This window comes from Rubricella aquisinus (assembly GCF_014199445.1).
Classification (GTDB): domain Bacteria; phylum Pseudomonadota; class Alphaproteobacteria; order Rhodobacterales; family Rhodobacteraceae; genus Rubricella; species Rubricella aquisinus.
The window spans coordinates 466,560-484,107 of sequence record NZ_JACIJS010000001.1 but is presented as its reverse complement, the minus strand read 5'-3'; the positions used below and the strand labels follow the sequence as shown (position 1 = coordinate 484,107).

Genomic DNA, 17,548 nt, shown 5'->3' with positions numbered 1-17,548 from the left:
GGCCTTCTGGCCCTGTGACAGGGACCAAATGGAAATTTGAATAGAAGGTCAGACATGGCCAAACGTGACTATTATGAAGTGCTTGGCGTGTCGAAAGGCGCGTCTGAAGCGGAAATCAAGAAAGCCTATCGCAAGAAAGCGATGGAGTATCACCCCGATCGCAACAAGGACAAGCCCGAGGCAGAGGGCATGTTCAAGGAAGCGAACGAGGCGTATGACGTCCTGAAAGACCCCGAAAAGAAAGCGGCCTATGACCGCTTTGGCCATGCCGCGTTCGAGGGTGGCATGGGTGGCGGCGGCGGTGGCCCGCGTGGGCCGGGCGGTGCCGATTTCTCCTCCGCGTTCTCGGATGTATTCGACGATCTGTTTGGCGATTTCATGGGGGGTCGTGGTGGCCGCCGGGGTGGCAATCGCGCGACCCGCGGGTCGGATTTGCGCTACAACATGCGCATGACGCTTGATGAAGCCTATGTCGGCAAGCAGGCGTCGATCAGCGTGCCGACCTCAGTTGGCTGTGACACCTGCAACGGAACCGGGGCTGAGGGCGCTTCAGAGCCCGCGACCTGCCCCACCTGCTCCGGCATGGGGAAGGTGCGCGCGCAGCAGGGCTTTTTCACTGTGGAACGGACCTGTCCGACCTGCGATGGCCGCGGCTCTATCATCAAGAACCCCTGTAAGGTCTGCTCCGGCGCCGGGCGGGTCCATAAGGACAAATCGCTCAACGTGAACATCCCTGCCGGTGTGGAAACCGGCACCCGCATCCGGCTCGCCGGTGAAGGGGAGGCCGGGATGCGCGGTGGCCCGACGGGTGACCTCTATATCTTTGTCGAAGTCGCCGATCACCCGATTTTCGAGCGGGAAGGGCCAAACCTGTTCTGCCGTATCCCGGTGCCGATGGCCAAAGCGGCCCTTGGCGGGGATATCGAGGTGCCCAATATCGACGGTGGCCGCAGCCGGGTGAAGGTGCCGCAAGGCGTGCAATCGGGCAAACAGCTTCGTCTGCGCGGCAAGGGTATGCCGCATCTGCGCGGGCAGGGGCATGGTGACCTCTATATCGAATTGGCCGTCGAAACGCCGGTCAACCTCACCCCCCGGCAAAAGGAATTGCTGCGCGAGTTCGAGGAAGAGAGCGAAGCGAACAACCCCGAGAGCGAGGATTTCTTCTCCAAGGTGCGCGGGTTCTGGGACGGGATGCGCGGATGACATTTGCCGCGCTGGAAACGCCCTGCCTGATTTTGGACGAGGGGCGTCTGCGCGCGAATGCCACCCGGATGCTGGATCACTGTGCGGCGCGCGGCGTGATGCTGCGCCCCCATGCCAAGACCGCGAAATCGGTCGAAGTGTCCCTGATCGCGACGGGCGGTCGGCGGTCGGGCCTAACCGTCTCCACCCTTAAAGAGGCAGAGCATTTCGCCCAAGCGGGTTTTGACGATCTGCTCTATGCCGTGGGGATCACCCCCAATAAATTCGCCCATGTCGCGCGGATCAACGCGACGGGCCAGCGCCTGACCCTGATCGTGGACAGCCTCGCCATGGCCCGCGCGATTGCGCAGAGCGACCTGCCCAACCCCGTGATGATCGAGATTGACAGCGGGGAGCATCGCGGCGGCCTGCCCTTTGACGACCCGGCGATTGTGGAGATTGCGCGGGCGCTTGGCGCGCAGCTTCGCGGGGTGATGACCCATGCGGGCCAATCCTATGCCACCGATGATATCCATGATGTCCGCCAAATGGCAGAAGGAGAGGTCCACGCCGCAACCACCGCCGCCGCTGCGATCCGTGCGGCGGGAATGGCGGTGCAGGATGTCAGCATCGGCTCCACCCCCACGGTGATCCACGCACCCAGCCTTGATGGCGTGACAGAGGTGCGGGCGGGCATCTATCTGTTCTATGACCTGTGCCAATACGCCCGGAACATCTGCACGCTAGATGATATCGCAATGACTGTTCTGAGCAGCGTGATCGGCCACAACCGGGCGGCGGGCGTGATCACGCTCGATGCTGGTGCGCTCGCGATGTCAAAGGATATCGGCGCGCAAAAGCACCTGCCGGATGCGGGCTATGGCTGGCTCTGTGATCCCGAGACGATGGAGCGACTGGGCCTGAATATCGCGGTGGTCCATCAGGAACACGGCACCGTCCGCGTCCCCGATGAAAGCTGGTTCGAACGCTTGCCCATCGGGGCGATGGTCCGCGTCCTGCCCGTCCACGCCTGCCTGACCGCCGCAGGTGGCCACGGCAAATACCACCTTCCCGACGGTCGTGTCTGGGATCGGGTGGATGGATGGTAATCACCCCACCTTGCACGCGGCCATAATCGCCATGTTCAGGATGTCGTTCACCGTTGCGGTGGTGGAGCAGATTTTGACCTGACGGTCGATGCCCGTGAGGATCGGGCCGATCACCGTGGCCCCGGCCATTTCCTGCATCATCTTGACCGAAATGGACGCCGAATGCCGCGCGGGCATCACGAGGATATTCGCAGGGCCTGTGAGGCGACAGAATGGGTATTGGGCCATCACCTCCCTGTTCAGGGCCACATCGACGGTCATCTCCCCTTCATACTCGAAATCCACGCCGCGCCCGTCCAGCACGCTGGGCGCATCCGCCATTTTCGTCGCCCTCTCCGACACTGGATAACCGAAATTGGAGAAGGAACAGAACGCCACGCGCGGCACCAGCCCCAGTTTGCGCGCCACGCCTGCGGCCTGTTCCGCGATATTGGCGAGATCTTCGGCGCTGGGCCATTCATGCACCAGCGTATCCGCGACCAGCACCATCCGCCCATTATGCAGCACGGCAGAAATGCCGACCGCGCCATCCTTTGCCTCAGCGTCGAACACCTGATTGATCTGGCTGAGCACCTGCGCCGATTTGCGCGTGGCCCCCGTGATCATCCCGTCGCCATAGCCTTGCTGCAACAGCATCGCGGCAAACACATGCCGGTCCCGGCTGGCAAGGCGATAGCAGTCGCGCTGGTCATAGCCCTGCCGTTGCAGGCGGGCATAGAGGTAATCACCCATCTCCGCCAGATTAGGGACGGTGGCCGCATTGACCACTTCGATATCGTCCACCGCATCTGACATGCCTGCTTCCTTGAGGAATCCTTCGACCTCCTCCTGCCGCCCGACGACAATCGCATGGCCAAGGCCCGAGCGCGCGTAAGAGGCAGCAGCGCGCACGACCCGCGCGTCGTCCCCTTCGGCAAAAATCATCCGCGCCTGTTCCGCCCGCGCCCGGACATAGAGCGATTGCAGGATCGACGCAGTCGGATCGAGCCGGGATTTCAGCGTCAGTTCATACGCCTCCATATCCACGATGGGCCGCCGGGCCACGCCGGTATCCATGCCCGCCTTTGCCACTGCAGGCGGGATCGTATAGATCAGGCGCGGATCAAACGGGGTCGGGATGATGTAATCGCGGCCAAAGCTAAGCTTGGTGCCATAGGCAAGCGCCACCTCATCGGGCACGTCTTCCCGCGCCAATTTCGCCAACGCCTCGGCACAGGCAATCTTCATCTGATCGTTGATCGCGCGGGCATGGATATCGAGCGCACCACGAAACAGATACGGAAAGCCCAGAACGTTATTCACCTGATTGGGATAATCGGATCGGCCCGTGGCAACGATGGCATCCTCGCGCACCGAATGCGCCTCCTCCGGTGTGATCTCAGGGTCGGGATTGGCCATGGCGAAGATCACCGGATTGGGGGCCATGGAACGGATCATATCCTCCGTCACCGCACCCTTCACCGACACGCCAAGGAACACGTCCGCGTCCTGCATCGCCTCCTCCAGCGAGCGGGCCTCCGTCACAACGGCATGCGCCGATTTCCACTGGTTCATCCCGTCAGACCGACCCTGCCAGATCACGCCCTTGGTGTCGCACACGATGCAATTGTTGTGTTGGGCACCCATTGCCTTGATCAATTCGATACAGGCGATGCCAGCGGCCCCCGCGCCATTGAGGACGATCTTGCAGTCCTCAATCTTTTTGCCCGACAGGTGCAGCGCGTTGATCAAACCAGCCGCACAAATCACCGCCGTGCCGTGCTGATCGTCGTGGAACACCGGAATGTCCATCAGCTCCTTCAACCGGTCCTCGATGATGAAGCATTCGGGCGCTTTGATATCCTCAAGGTTGATGCCGCCAAAGGACGGGCCCATCAGCTTTACCGCGTTGACGAATTCGTCCACGTCCTCCGTGTCGAGTTCCAGATCAATGGCGTTCACATCCGCGAATTTCTTGAACAGGACGGCCTTGCCCTCCATCACCGGTTTCGATGCCAGCGCACCGAGATTGCCCAGCCCAAGGATCGCCGTCCCGTTGGAGATCACGGCGACCATGTTGCCGCGTGACGTGTAGTCATAAGAGGTGGCCGGGTCCTCCGCGATAGCCTTCACCGGGACGGCAACACCGGGGGAATAGGCCAGCGACAGGTCTCGCTGGGTGGTCATCGCGGTGGAGGCCCGCACCTCGATCTTTCCCGGGGTGGGGTTGAGGTGGTAGGCAAGCGCCTCTTCATCGGTGATGCGGGTCTTTTGCGGCATGGGGTCCTCCGGGCGCGTGTTTTTCAATGAACTTAGCGGCCCCGTGCGGGGATGGCTATCGGTAAGCCGGGTCAGCGGCCGTCCGAGGGGGTCGCATCCGATTTACGGGCTTCTTGATTTATCTCACCGCCCCGTGGAACTGGCGCGCTCCTTGCGAGCGTGGTGATGCGGCCGCCTGGGGGCGGGCGGCCGCAGGCCCGGCGGCTTCGCCTTGATTCCGGGCCAAGCTGCTTCCCGCTTTTCCCGGCCCCGTTCACACGGTACACAAGGGCGAAAGCTGGAAGGGACCCCCATGAGTGACACCGTCACCCCGATGATGGCGCAATATCTGGAGATCAAGGAGGCGTATCCCGATGCGCTCCTGTTCTACCGGATGGGGGATTTCTATGAGCTGTTTTTCGAGGATGCAGAGGCCGCGTCTGCCGCACTCGACATCGCGCTCACCAAGCGAGGAAAGCACCAGGGCAAGGACATCGCCATGTGCGGTGTCCCTCACCATGCTGCCGAAGGATACCTGCTGACGCTCATCAAGAAAGGCTTTCGCGTCGCCGTGTGCGAGCAGATGGAAAGCCCGGCAGAGGCGAAAAAGCGGGGCTACAAGGCGGTCGTGAAACGGGAGGTCGTGCGGCTCGTCACCCCCGGCACGCTGACCGAGGACACGCTGCTGGACGCGCGCCGCAACAATTTCCTGTGCGCATGGGCGGATATCCGGGGCGATGGTGCGTTCGCGTGGATCGACGTGTCCACCGGGGAGTTTCATGTGACCCCCTGCCCGCGCGTTGTGCTGAACCCGATGATGGCGCGGCTCAACCCGTCTGAAGTGCTGGTGATGGACGGCGACGAAACCCTGCGCGAGCCGATTGAGGAAGCGGGTGCCACCATGACGCCCCTTGCCCGCGCGAGTTTCGACAGCACCGGGGCGGAGGCTCGGCTGGCCGCACTCTTCGGCACCAAAACGCTGGAAGGGTTCGGGCAATTCACCCGCCCGGAACTGGCCGCGATGGGGGCCGTGATCGACTATATCGAGATCACGCAAAAAGGCCGCTTACCGATGATCCGCCCCCCCGTGCGGGAGGAAATGGACGGCGCCGTGCGGATTGACGCGGCGACCCGGCGCAATCTGGAACTCACACATGCGCTCAGCGGCGGGCGGGCCGGATCACTGCTCACCGCGATTGACCGGACCGTGACAGGGCCGGGCGCGCGGTTGCTGGAAGCGCGGCTTTGCGCCCCCTCAACCAACCTTGCCCGGATCACCGCGCGCCATGACGCGGTGGAGGCCTTCGTGACGGATCGGCTGACCGCACAGGATCTGCGCGCTGCCCTACGCCGTGCACCCGATATGGAGCGCGCGTTGGGCCGCCTTTCCGTTGACCGCGCTGGGCCGCGTGATCTGGCGGCGCTGAGGGATGGCTTGACCCAAGCCGACGCAATCGCCCGGATGCTCGGCGCGGACATGCCGGAGGTCATTTCGGAGGCGGCATCCCTGCTTGTCGGGCATGACGCGCTTGCCGGATTGCTTGACCGCGCGCTTGTCGCTGAACCACCCCTGCTGGCCCGCGATGGCGGGTTCGTCGCGGCGGGGTTTGACACGCCGCTTGATGAGGCGCGTACCCTGCGCGATGAGGGGCGCGGCGTGATCGCGCAAATGCAGGGCGAATATCAGGACCTGACCGGGATTTCCTCGCTCAAGGTCAAACATAACAACGTGCTGGGCTATTTCGTCGAAACCCCCTCGACCCATGCCGATAAGATGCTGTCAGAGCCATTGTCCGACACGTTCAAACATCGCCAGACCACCGCCAATCAGGTGCGTTTCACCACGCCCGCCCTGTCGGAGATGGAGACCAAAATCCTCAACGCGGGCGGCACCGCGCTGGGCATTGAGGCGCGGATATTCGCTGAGTTGCGCGCTGCGGTGATGGACAATGCGGCAGAGATTGCGATGGCCGCCCGCGCATTGGCGGAGCTTGATGTGGCAAGCGCGCTCGCGGAATTGGCCGTGTCAGAGGATTGGACCCGCCCGACGCTCGACACCTCCCGCGCGTTCCGCATTTCGGGCGGGCGGCACCCGGTGGTGGAGCAATCCTTGCGCCGCTCCGGTGGTAGTTTCGTGGCAAACGACTGCGATCTGTCAGCGGAGGGGGAGGCGCGCATTTGGCTCCTGACCGGCCCAAACATGGCGGGCAAATCGACTTACCTTCGGCAAAACGCGCTGATCGCACTCCTTGCCCAGATGGGTGCCTTCGTTCCGGCGGCCGAGGCGCATATCGGGCTGGTCGATCAGTTGTTCAGCCGGGTGGGGGCTGCCGACGATCTGGCGCGCGGGCGCTCCACCTTCATGGTGGAAATGGTGGAAACCGCCGCGATCCTCAATCAGGCGGGGGAGCGGGCGCTGGTCATCCTTGATGAAATCGGGCGCGGCACAGCGACCTATGACGGGCTGAGCATCGCATGGGCGACGCTTGAACATCTATATGAAAACAATGGCTGCCGGGCGCTGTTTGCCACCCATTATCACGAATTGACGGCGCTTGCAGGGCGGCTTGATGGCCTCAAGAACGCGACCGTCGCCGTGCGCGAATGGGAGGGCGACGTGGTGTTCCTGCATGAGGTCCGCCCGGGTGCCGCTGATCGGTCCTATGGTGTGCAGGTCGCCAAACTCGCAGGCCTGCCGGAGCCGGTGATCGCGCGGGCGCGCACCGTGCTTGACGCTTTGGAAGAAGGCGACCGGGACACTGGCGGAAAGGCAAAGGCGCTGATTGATGATCTGCCGCTGTTCGCCGCGACACCGGCACCGCAGGCCAAACCCAAAGCAGGGCCATCGCCGCTTGATGCCGCATTGGCGGAGGTGCATCCCGATACACTGACCCCGCGTGAGGCGCTGGACCTTATCTATGCGCTCAAGGCGCTTTCGACCGGTCAGGCAAAAACCTGATCCAGCCCCAGTGTCACTGATTTCACCACCGCATAGATCGGCTGACCGGGACATAGCCCAAGCCTGCCCGCCGATTGGGCCGTGATCCGCGCAAGGATCGGCACGCCGTTGCAGATGACCTGCACATCCACGACGCCCGCGCCCGCTGCCGTGATCGTACCGATATGCCCCGCGAGGATGTTGAGCGCGCTCAACCCTTCGGGTTTCTGGGTGGCCAGCATCACGTCCCGCGCGGGAATACGCAGGCGAAGGGCATGGCCCGGCGCGGCGGTCACTTCCGGCAACAGGATTGGCCCCGCGCCCGTGTCGATCCGGGTCAGCCCCTGTTCGGTCGGGCCAACGGTGCCGGGCAGGAGCGTGCCTGCCTCCGCCGGGCCCATCGGGCTACCCGGTTCGGCCAACAGGGCCGCAGGCGCGCCGGAGGCCGTGATGCGGCCCTGATCGAGCACAATGACGGTTTGCGCCAGCCGGGCGACCTCCTCCACCGCGTGACTGACCAGCAGGATCGGGATGCGCAACTCGTCCCGCAACCGCTCGATATAGGGCAGGATTTCGGCCTTCCGCGCGGCATCAAGGGCAGAAAGCGGCTCATCCAGCAGCAAAACCTTCGGATCGCTCAAGAGCGCGCGACCAATCGCGACACGCTGCGCCTCTCCGCCCGACAGGGCCGCGATGCGCCGGTCCATCAGATGCGCGATGCCGAGCATATCGAGAATGGCACCCTCCTCCGCATGCAGCCCGGCAAACCGCAGGTTCCGGGCAACGCTCAGATGCGGGAACAACCGGCCATCCTGAAACACATAGCCGACCCGCCGTTTGTGTGGCGGCAGGAAGGTGGTGTCGTCCTGCCAAACCGCGCTATCCACGGTGATGCGCCCGCGATCTGGCCGCAAAAGCCCCGCGACCGCGTTGATCATGCTCGTCTTGCCCGCCCCTGATGGGCCGAACAGGGCGGTCACGCCCGTATCCGCCTCAAACCCGGCATCAAGGGTAAAGGTGCCAAATCGGTGGCGGATATCGACGGTCATGCTCATCGCCCGCTCACCCGCTTTTGCGCGCGGCGCGCGAAATATTCAGACGCCAGAAGGGCCGCCATGGCGACGATGACTGCCACGATGGTCAGGCGGAATGCGCCCGCGTCGCCGCCGGGCACTTGCGTCAGGGAATAGATCGCGGCGGCGATGGTGCGGGTCTCTCCGGGGATGTTGGATACGAACGTGATCGTTGCCCCAAACTCCCCCATCGCCTTTGCGAAAGCGAGGATCGCGCCCGCGATGATGCCAGGCAGCGCCATCGGCAGGGTCACGCGAAAGAAAACGGCAAGCGGGGCCGCGCCGAGGGTGCGCGCGGCGTCCTCCAGCTTAGGATCGACCGCTTCGATGGAGAGGCGGATCGCCCGGACCATCAACGGAAATCCCATGATCGCTGCGGCCAGCACCGCACCTGTCCAGCGGAACGCCAACACAATGCCGAACGTATCCTCCAGAAACCCACCGACCGGGCCATTGCGGCCAAACAGCACCAACAGCATGAAGCCGGTGACGACAGGCGGCAGGATCAGCGGGAGATGGACCACGCCATTGAGCAGCGACTTGCCCCAGAAGTCACACCGCGCAAGCACCCATGCGACCGCGATCCCCAGTGGCAGCGAAAGCAGGGTGGCCCAAACCGCGACGCGCAGCGACAGGCGCACGGCGGTCCATTCATCAGGGGTGAGGGACCATTCCATCACGGGGCCGTAAAGCCATGTTGGGCAAAGATCGCTTGCCCCTCCGGCGTCATCAGCGCGTCAAGGAACGCGCGCGCCTCCGTCCCGCCTTGCGCGGTGAGCGCGGCGGGGTAGCGGATCGGATCATGGCCGGTGAGGGTCTCCAACACCGCGACACCGGGATCAATCGCCGCGTCCGTAGCATAGACGATGCCAAACGGAGCCTCCCCACGGGAGACAAACAAGAGCGCCGCGCGCACATTATCCGCCTGAACTGAGCGCGGCGCGAGGGCAGGCCAAAGCGCGGCGGCCTCCAGCGCCTGCCGGGCATATATCCCTGCCGGAACGCTCTGTGTATTGGCCAGCGCAAGCCTGCCCGATCCAAGCCTCTCGGGCAGGTCAAGAAGCCGCGCGTCATGGCCTTTCGCGCCGATCAGCACAAGCGTGTTGCCCGCCACATCGCGGCGCGTGCCCTGTTGCAGATACCCGCCAGCCTCAAGATGATCCATCCATGCCACATTGGCGGAAATGAACATATCCGCTGGCGCGCCCTGTTCGATCTGCCGGGCCAGTGTCCCGCTGCCCGCCAGCACGAATGTCACGGAATGGCCGGTTTCGGCCTCCCATGCCTCCGCCTGTGTTTCGAGCACATTGGCAAGGCTCGCGGCGGCGAAAACCGTGATGTCAGCCGCCCATCCGGGCAGGGGAAACAGGGCAAAAAGGCAGACGAGACAGCGCATCGCGGTGGTCCTTGAGCTTCGCCCCAGACCATATGGCGCGGCCCAGTCGCGGGCAAGGCGCATGGCCTATTCCGCCGCCTCCACCCGCGCCGATTCCCATGCGAGCATCGCGCGTTTGACGGGCAATCCCCAGTGATACCCGCCAAGCCCACCGGATTTGCGCATCGCGCGGTGGCACGGGATCAGCCAGCTGATCGGGTTGCGCCCCACGGCGGTGCCCACTGCGCGCACCGCCTTGGGGGCGCCGATCACGCGGGCGATTTCCCCGTAGGTGGTGACATGGCCGGTGGGGATGGTCAGGAGCGCCTCCCACACCTTGATCTGGAAGGGGGCGCCAATCATCAAAAGCTGCGCCTCCCCACCCTCGCCGAATGCGGCGCGGACCCAGTGCTCAATCGCTGATGGGTTCGGGACATAGGCGGCCTCCGGCCAGCGGCTTTGCATATCAGCCATCGCCGCATCGCGCCCGGTTTCGGCGGTGAACGCCAGCCCGCACAGCCCCCGATCCGTGCCCATCGCCAGAGCCTCCCCGAAGGGTGTGTCGAAAAAGCCGTAGGAAATGGTCAGCCCCGCGCCTTTCGCGGCATAGGCACCGGGGCTCATCGCCTCCCACCGCACGAACAGGTCATGCAGCCGACCGGGGGAGGACATGCCCGCCTCATAGGTCGCGTCAAGCACGGTAAACCTGTCCCGCAGCAAGGTTTTCGCGTGATCCAGCGCGAGGTATTGCTGATACCGTTTGGGGCTGACGCCAACCCATTGACTGAACACCCGCTGGAAATGCGCAGGCGACATGCCAATGGCGGCGGCCACTTGATCCAGTGACGGATTGTCCTCCGCGTGATCCTCCAGATACCGCAGGGCTGCGGCCATCAGGTCATAGTGAAAGGCATTTGGGCTTGCGTCGGTCATGGCTGTGCTCCGGTCTGTCTGCCCTCAATGTGACGATTGGGGCCGCTCAGAACCACCCGGTTCTTGCGCTAGGGCGTGGAGTTGACCCGCGCCATGAGTTTTTCGGCACTCTCCACCCGTTCGCTATACCGATCCACCAGATGCTCACGGATGTCGCGGGTCAGGAGCGTGAATTTCACCAACTCCTCCATCACATCCACGATCCGGTTGTAATAGGGGGAGGGTTTCATGCGCCCGTCGCTGTCAAATTCGCTCCACGCCTTCGCGACGGAGGATTGGTTGGGGATCGTCAACAGCCGCATCCAACGTCCAAGGATGCGCAACTGGTTCACCGCGTTGAACGATTGCGAGCCGCCATTGACCTGCATCACCGCCAGTGTTTTGCCTTGGGTCGGGCGCACTGCCCCCAGCGACAATGGGATCCAGTCGATTTGCGCCTTCATGATCCCGGTCATCGCGCCGTGCCGTTCGGGGGAGCACCAGACCATCCCGTCGCACCATGTCACCAGATCGCGCAATTCCTGCACCTTTGCCTGGCTCGCGTCGGTTTCGTCGGGCAGGGGCAGGCCGCTTGGGTTGAAAGTGCGAGTTTCCGCGCCGAGCTTTTGAAGGATGCGCGCGGCCTCCTCACTGGCGAGGCGGCTATAGCTGACCTGCCGGAGGGAGCCATACAGGAGCAAAATCTTCACGGGTTGGGTGCCGGGCGCACCGGGAAAGAGCGCGTCAGGGTCAGGCGCGCGAAACAGCGTCTCGTCAAGCTGGGGAGTGTCGGTCATGTCGGGTCCGGTAGGGAGTTAAGCAGGGGGCGGCACTGGTCGGGATTGCCGCCGCAACAATCCTGCATGAGATAGGTGATGATCCCGCGCATACCCGCCCAGTTTACGGAATAGCGGATGACCCGCCCGTGCCGCGTGTTCTGGATCAGGCCCGCCTGCACGAGGATCGACAGGTTCGTCGAAAGCGTGTTTTGCCGGGCATCAAGCGCGCGGGCGATATCGCCTGCCGCCATGCCCTCTGGCCCGGCTTCGATCAAAAGGCGCAGGGCGCGCAGGCGCATCTCCTGACTGAGGGCGGCGAAAGCGGTGAGGGCATCAGATGTTTCCATATATCGAGAAATATCGAAATAATTTGCCCATGGCAAGCCGCGTCTGTCTGCGCACTCAGACCCGCGCTTGCAGCATCGCGCGGTCCATTACGGGGGTCAGTGCCAAGAGCGATTTGGTATAATCCGCTTGCGGCGCGGCATAGATATCTTCTGTCCGGCCAATCTCCTCGATCCGTCCGTTGCGCAAAACCGCCGTGTCATCGGCCATCTGCCGCACCACCGCGAGGTTATGGCTGATGAACAGGATCGTCAGACCGAATTTCGCCTGCAAGTCTTTCAACAGGTTCAGGATTTCCGCCTGAATAGACACATCAAGCGCCGAGGTCGGTTCGTCACAGATCAAAAACCGGGGCCGGGCCAGCAGGGCGCGCGCCACCGCGATTCGCTGCCGTTGCCCGCCAGAGAATTGATGCGGATATTTGTCGATCGCATCGGGTGGCATCCCGACGAGCGCAAGCATCGACTCGGCGAGCCTTTCGCGGGCCTCTGCCTCTTTCACGAAGCCATAGAACCACAACGGCTCTGACAGAATATCGCGGATGCGGTGCCGTGAATTCAGGCTCGAATAGGGATCCTGAAACACCATCTGCACCAATTGGCGGGACGGATGGTTGCGCGGGCGGGCCTTGCCTCCGGGCAGGACCGCATCGCCAAGGGTCATCGTGCCGCCGCTGGGCCTGACCAAGCCGGTCACCACCTTGGCCAGCGTGGATTTGCCCGAACCGCTCTCCCCCACCAAGCCAAGGATCGAGCCGGGCCGCACCGTGAGTGTCACATCATCAAGTGCGACGTAAGGCTCCGGCTTGCGCAACAGGGAGGTGCGCGGCCCCGCGAATTTCACGCTCAGATTTTCGAGCATCAGGCCGGTTGACGCGCCGCGCACACCCTCCAAAAGCCAGTCTTCGGCATGTTGGCCAAGTGCGTCTTCGACCTCCGCGCCCTCTTCCTGCGGGACGCGGAAGCGGTCGATCTTGTGATCGAGTGGCGGCACGGCATCCATCAGCGCGCGGGTATAGGGGTGTTTCGGGGCACCGAGCACTTGCGCCGTGTCGCCCGTCTCCATCACCCGACCTTTGCGCATCACGGTGACCCGATCCGCGATCTGGGCAATCACGCCGATATCGTGGGTAATGAGCATGAAGGCGATCTTGCGATCCTTAGCGAGCCGCTGGATCAGCTTGAGCACCTGCGATTGCACTGCCACATCCAGCGCGGTTGTCGGCTCATCCGCGATGATCACATCCGGGTCTGTGCAAATGGCGAGCGCGATGACCACGCGCTGCCGCATCCCGCCGGAGAACTGGTGCGGATACGCCTTGATCCGTTCAGAGGCATTCTTGATCCCGATCTCCTCCAGCAGATCAACGGCCCGCTGCCGGGCGGCGCTGGTGCTGACATCGGAATGGGCCTGAATGGTCTCGATCAACTGGTCTTCGATGGTCATCAATGGGTTCAGGCTGGTTTGCGGATCCTGAAAGATCATCGAAATGCGGTCGCCGCGCATGGCATGGGCCTGCTCCGGGGTCAAAGCGCGCAGGTCCATATCCCCCAGTTTAAGGGTGCCGCTGGCGATATAGCCCGGCGACTGCAACAGTCCGATCACGGCGGCGCCGACGGTGGATTTTCCCGCGCCGCTTTCCCCGACCAGCCCGTGAATTTCCCCCGGTTGGATGACCATATCGACGTCTTCGATCGCGGTGAATGCGCCAAAGCGGGACGGGAATTTCACCGACAGGTTTTCGATCGTCAGCATCTAGCGCAACCTCGGATTAAACACGTCCCGCAGGAAATCGCCCAGAATGTTGATCGACACCACGAGGGCCACCAGAAACAGCGTCGGTATCCACAAAATCCACCACTCCCCCGACAGAAGGAACTGCATCCCGATGCGGATCAATGTGCCAAGGCTGGGGCTATCGGCAGGCAGGCCGATCCCAAGGAAAGACAGGGTCGCTTCCAACAGGATCGCAGAGGCCAGATCGACCGTCATGATCACCAAAAGCGGGCCAAGGATATTGGGCAGGATATGCACGAACATCACCCGCACCGGATGCTGGCCCATCATGATGGCGGCTTGCACATATTCCTTGTTCATCTGAACAAAGGTGGAGGCGCGCGCGGTCCGCGCGAAATTCACCCAAAGGGACAACGCGATGGCGAGCGTCAGCACCGCAACCCGCAAATCCTGCTGCACTGACGGCGGCAGAACACCGCGCGCGATCCCGTCGATCAGGAGCGCGGTCAGGATCGCGGGCAGGGCCAGTTGCACATCTGCGATGCGCATGACAATCGCGTCAAACCGCCCGCCATAATACCCCGCCGCCAGCCCAAGCCCAACGCCCAGCACCGCCGCTATCGCCAAGGCTGACATCCCGATCACCAGCGACAATCGCGCGCCGTAGAGGATGGAGGAGATCATGTCCCGCCCCTGATCATCCGTCCCCAGCAGGTATTTCGGGTTCGCGCCGTCCTGCCAGACCGGCGGCAACAGCCCGTCAAACAGGCTGAAGGACGCAAGATCATACGGGTTCACCAGCGCCAGCCACGGCGCGAACACAGCGCCAAGGATAATCAGCGTCGCCACGATCGCCGCAATGATCGCGGCAGGCGAATGCACAAACAGCCACAGCCCTTCATACCGTTTGAGGAAAGCGATCATTGCACGTCCCTCACCCTGAGCCGTGGATCAATCGCGACATAAAGAAGGTCCACGATCAGGTTCACCAACACAAAGAAAAACGCGATCACGACGAGGTACACGCCCATCACCGGGATATCGACAAACCGGATGGATTCAAGGAACAAAAGGCCCATGCCCGGCCACTGAAACACGCTCTCCGTCACGATGGAGAAGGCAATTACGCCGCCGAACTGCAAACCGATGATGGTGATCACCGGCACCATCGTGTTGGACAGCGCATGGCGGTAATGCAGCTTGTTCATCGGCACGCCCCGCGCGATGGCAAAGCGGATATAGTCGGTGCGCATGACCTCCATCATCTCTGCCCGGACGAGGCGCATGGTCAGGGTCAACTGGTACACGCCAAGCGTGATCGCGGGCAGCAACAGCGCGCGCCATCCCTCTACCGTGAAAAGTGAGCTTTCCCAGCCGCCGATCTGGACCGTGCCGCCCCGGCCAAAGGTCGGTAACCAGCCCAGTTGCACCCCAAAGATGAAGATCAGCATGATCCCGATCACGAAAGTGGGGATAGACACGCCCACAAGCGTTGTCATCAGGATCGCTTGCGTTGCGATCCCGCGCGGGCGCAGCGCGGTATAGACCCCAGTCGGAATGCCAACGATCAGCGATATCAGCAGGGCCACAACGCCCAGTTCCAGCGTCGCCGGGATGCGGTCCGCGATCATCTCTGCCACGGGTTGGCGGGTGCGGTAGGAAAAGCCGAAATCGCCCTGAACCATGTCCGAGGTGAAGCGGGCGAATTGCAGGATGAACGGGTCATTGAGCCCCAGTTCCTCGCGCAGGCGTTCCTGATCTTCGACCGAGGTTTCCACCCCCGTCATCTGACTGATCGGATCCCCGACAAAGCGGAACAGGGAAAAGGCCAGAAAGGCGACGGCCAGCATCACAAACACCGACTGCACGAGCCGTTTGAGAATGAAATAGACCATCGCCTTTCTGCTTATTCTGTCAGGATCAGTTCACCGTCACCCAACGCAGCATGAAGAAGTTATCCGCACGCTGGGTGAGATCCACGTTCTCCTTCGCAGCCCAGATCAGCGGCTGGGTGTAGAGCGGGATATAGGCAACCTCGTCCTGCGTGATCGACACGACCTCGTCGATCATGGCCTGACGGGCAGCCGGATCAATCTCCTGCTGGATTTGCGGCAGCAATTCATCAACGCGCGCGTTCGAGTAGTTGCCGAAATTCCAGGAGCCAAGGCGCTTTTCATCATCCTGGCTGTGCAGGAGGAAGCGGATCGGATGCTCCATGTCGAAGGTGCCCGGCGACCAGCCCAACAGGTACATGTCGAAGTCATCCGCGCGAAGCTGTGGCCAGTAGTCACGCACCGGACCGGTGCTCAGTTCCGCATTCAGGCCAACAGCGGCAAACATGGATGCCGCCGCACGGCAGAGCGCCTCATCATTGATGTAACGATCATTGGTGCATTTCAAACCAAAGGAGAAACCGTTGGGATAGCCCGCCTCGGCCAGCAATTCCTTGGCCCGCTCGGGGTTGTAGTCAGGGCGGTCGGAATTGGCTTCGGAGTAGCCGGAGATCCCCGCCGGGACAAGCTGGCTCGCCGCTTCGATCTTGCCGCGGAACAGCACTCGGTCGATGGAGGCGATATCAAGCGCATGGGCCGCCGCAAGCCGCACACGCGGATCAGTGAACGGATTGGCGTCCGTTACGTCGGAGGAATACAGGAGCGTGTCATGCTCATGGCCAAAGCCGAACATGATGACGCGGGTTTCTTCACCCTCCAGCACCTTGAACCCGTCGCGTCCTTCGACCTGCGCCACATCCTGAAGCGGGATCGGCTGGATGAAGTCGATCTCACCCGACAAAAGTGCGGCAAGGCCGGTGGCGGAATTGCCGATTGGCGTGAAAATCGCCTCGGTCACGTTATGCTCGGCCTCATCCCACCAGTTTGCATTCGGGACAAGCGTGGTGCGCACGCCCGGATCGCGACTGGCAACGGTGAAGGGGCCAGTGCCGTTCACGTTCATCGTTGCAAAGTTTTCCGCGTCGCGTGCAGGCAGGGCCGCGTCATTGCTTTCGGCCCAGTCCTTATCGAGGATCATGAAATTCGCGATCGAGTCGGGAAACAGCGGGTTCGGCGCGGTGGTCACGAAATCAATCGTGAAGTCATCAACCACGCGGACCTCAGACACCGGCGCAAACCATGAGCGCACATCGGCAGCCTCATTCGATGCACGCTGGTAGGAGAACATCACATCCTCAGCGGTAAAGGCCGCGCCATCCTGAAAGGTCACACCCTGCCGCAGATTGAATCGCCAGCCGTTCTCACCCTCAAGCGGCTCCCATGATGTGGCCAGAGACGGCTCGATGGACATGTCCTGCCCACGACGCACCAGCCCCTCATAAACATTGTTCAAGAATGACAGAACAGGGGCGGAGTTGACCGCGTGCGGGTCCATTGTTTGCGGATCCGTGGTAGAGGCCCAGCGCAGCGTTTCCGCAGAAGCACCCAACGCACACAGGCTGAGTGCGCCGCCCAACAGGGCAGCTTGGCGCAGATTTCGTCGTGTCATGATGTATCCCTTCCGGCGCGTTTTTGAGGGCTCCACACTGGGTCAATCTGCCACGGCGTCAAGCGATTTCGACCGATTGGTCAAGATATGTCGATACAAATTTTCTTGAGGTCGGGGTGCGGATGCCCTCTTTGGCTCGCCAAATGCGCGCGGGATTTACTGCGCTTTTGCCGGGCCATTCCCGCCCGCAAAAGGGCCACGTCGGGGGCTTGATCGGCCCGCAATCTGGGGGACGGATCAGGGCCACCTACATGGGCGACTGCCTTCGCGCGCAAAGTTTTTTCGCGCGATGCATTTTCCCTCTTGCGCGGAATCGCAATTGGCCACATATGCGCGCTTAGACGCCAAAACGCACGCGC

Annotated in this window: 14 protein-coding genes; 3 read left to right on the top strand and 11 right to left on the bottom strand. The window is 62.6% G+C overall.

Annotated elements, in window-relative coordinates; all coding sequences use genetic code 11:
- Positions 1 to 54 precede the first annotated feature (54 nt).
- Together dnaJ and FHS89_RS02250 are read left to right on the top strand one after the other, a co-directional pair.
- Entirely contained in the window at positions 55 to 1,203 is a 1,149-nt protein-coding gene (dnaJ, locus tag FHS89_RS02255) for a molecular chaperone DnaJ (protein ID WP_184008026.1), read from the top strand.
- Entirely contained in the window at positions 1,200 to 2,291 is a 1,092-nt protein-coding gene (locus tag FHS89_RS02250) for an alanine racemase (RefSeq protein WP_184008024.1), read from the top strand. The genes dnaJ and FHS89_RS02250 overlap by 4 nt, the downstream gene beginning before the upstream one ends.
- Here FHS89_RS02250 and FHS89_RS02245 read toward each other — a convergent pair whose 3' ends face one another.
- Positions 2,292 to 4,550: an NADP-dependent malic enzyme gene (locus FHS89_RS02245; RefSeq protein ID WP_184008022.1), complete on the bottom strand. Its 2,259-nt coding sequence runs from the start codon at positions 4,548 to 4,550 to the stop codon at positions 2,292 to 2,294.
- 292 nt (positions 4,551 to 4,842) lie between these two features.
- Between FHS89_RS02245 and mutS the strand changes: the two genes are divergently transcribed.
- Positions 4,843 to 7,488: a DNA mismatch repair protein MutS gene (mutS, locus tag FHS89_RS02240; protein WP_184008020.1), complete on the top strand. Its 2,646-nt coding sequence runs from the start codon at positions 4,843 to 4,845 to the stop codon at positions 7,486 to 7,488.
- Here the strand turns inward: mutS and modC are convergent.
- From modC to FHS89_RS02190, 10 genes are all read right to left on the bottom strand, one after another.
- Entirely contained in the window at positions 7,473 to 8,522 is a 1,050-nt protein-coding gene (modC, locus tag FHS89_RS02235; RefSeq protein WP_184008018.1) for a molybdenum ABC transporter ATP-binding protein, read from the bottom strand. The two genes, mutS and modC, sit on opposite strands and share 16 nt — an antisense overlap.
- Positions 8,519 to 9,217 carry a molybdate ABC transporter permease subunit gene (gene modB / locus FHS89_RS02230; protein WP_184008016.1) on the bottom strand — a complete coding sequence of 233 codons (699 nt, stop codon included), beginning with the start codon at positions 9,215 to 9,217 and terminating at the stop codon, positions 8,519 to 8,521. The genes modC and modB overlap by 4 nt, the downstream gene beginning before the upstream one ends.
- Positions 9,217 to 9,936, bottom strand: a complete 720-nt coding sequence (gene modA, locus FHS89_RS02225; RefSeq protein WP_184008014.1) for a molybdate ABC transporter substrate-binding protein — start codon at positions 9,934 to 9,936, stop codon at positions 9,217 to 9,219. Before modA ends, modB begins: the two co-directional genes overlap by 1 nt.
- A 66-nt stretch (positions 9,937 to 10,002) precedes the next feature.
- Entirely contained in the window at positions 10,003 to 10,848 is an 846-nt protein-coding gene (locus FHS89_RS02220) for a methylated-DNA--[protein]-cysteine S-methyltransferase (protein ID WP_184008012.1), read from the bottom strand.
- Between the two features lie 68 nt (positions 10,849 to 10,916).
- Entirely contained in the window at positions 10,917 to 11,624 is a 708-nt protein-coding gene (gene arsH, locus FHS89_RS02215; RefSeq protein ID WP_184008010.1) for an arsenical resistance protein ArsH, read from the bottom strand.
- The gene (locus tag FHS89_RS02210) at positions 11,621 to 11,953 is read right to left on the bottom strand and encodes an ArsR/SmtB family transcription factor (RefSeq protein ID WP_184008001.1); all 333 of its coding nucleotides are present in this window, start codon (positions 11,951 to 11,953) and stop codon (positions 11,621 to 11,623) included. The genes arsH and FHS89_RS02210 overlap by 4 nt, the downstream gene beginning before the upstream one ends.
- 55 nt (positions 11,954 to 12,008) lie before the next feature.
- Complete coding sequence (locus tag FHS89_RS02205; protein WP_184007999.1) at positions 12,009 to 13,706, bottom strand: dipeptide ABC transporter ATP-binding protein; 1,698 nt, start codon at positions 13,704 to 13,706, stop codon at positions 12,009 to 12,011.
- Positions 13,707 to 14,612 carry an ABC transporter permease gene (locus FHS89_RS02200; protein ID WP_184007997.1) on the bottom strand — a complete coding sequence of 302 codons (906 nt, stop codon included), beginning with the start codon at positions 14,610 to 14,612 and terminating at the stop codon, positions 13,707 to 13,709.
- A complete protein-coding gene (locus FHS89_RS02195; protein ID WP_184007995.1) occupies positions 14,609 to 15,583 on the bottom strand; it encodes an ABC transporter permease in 975 nt (324 codons plus the stop codon). Before FHS89_RS02195 ends, FHS89_RS02200 begins: the two co-directional genes overlap by 4 nt.
- Positions 15,584 to 15,608: 25 nt before the next feature.
- Entirely contained in the window at positions 15,609 to 17,189 is a 1,581-nt protein-coding gene (locus FHS89_RS02190; protein WP_184007993.1) for an ABC transporter substrate-binding protein, read from the bottom strand.
- Positions 17,190 to 17,548 lie beyond the last annotated feature (359 nt).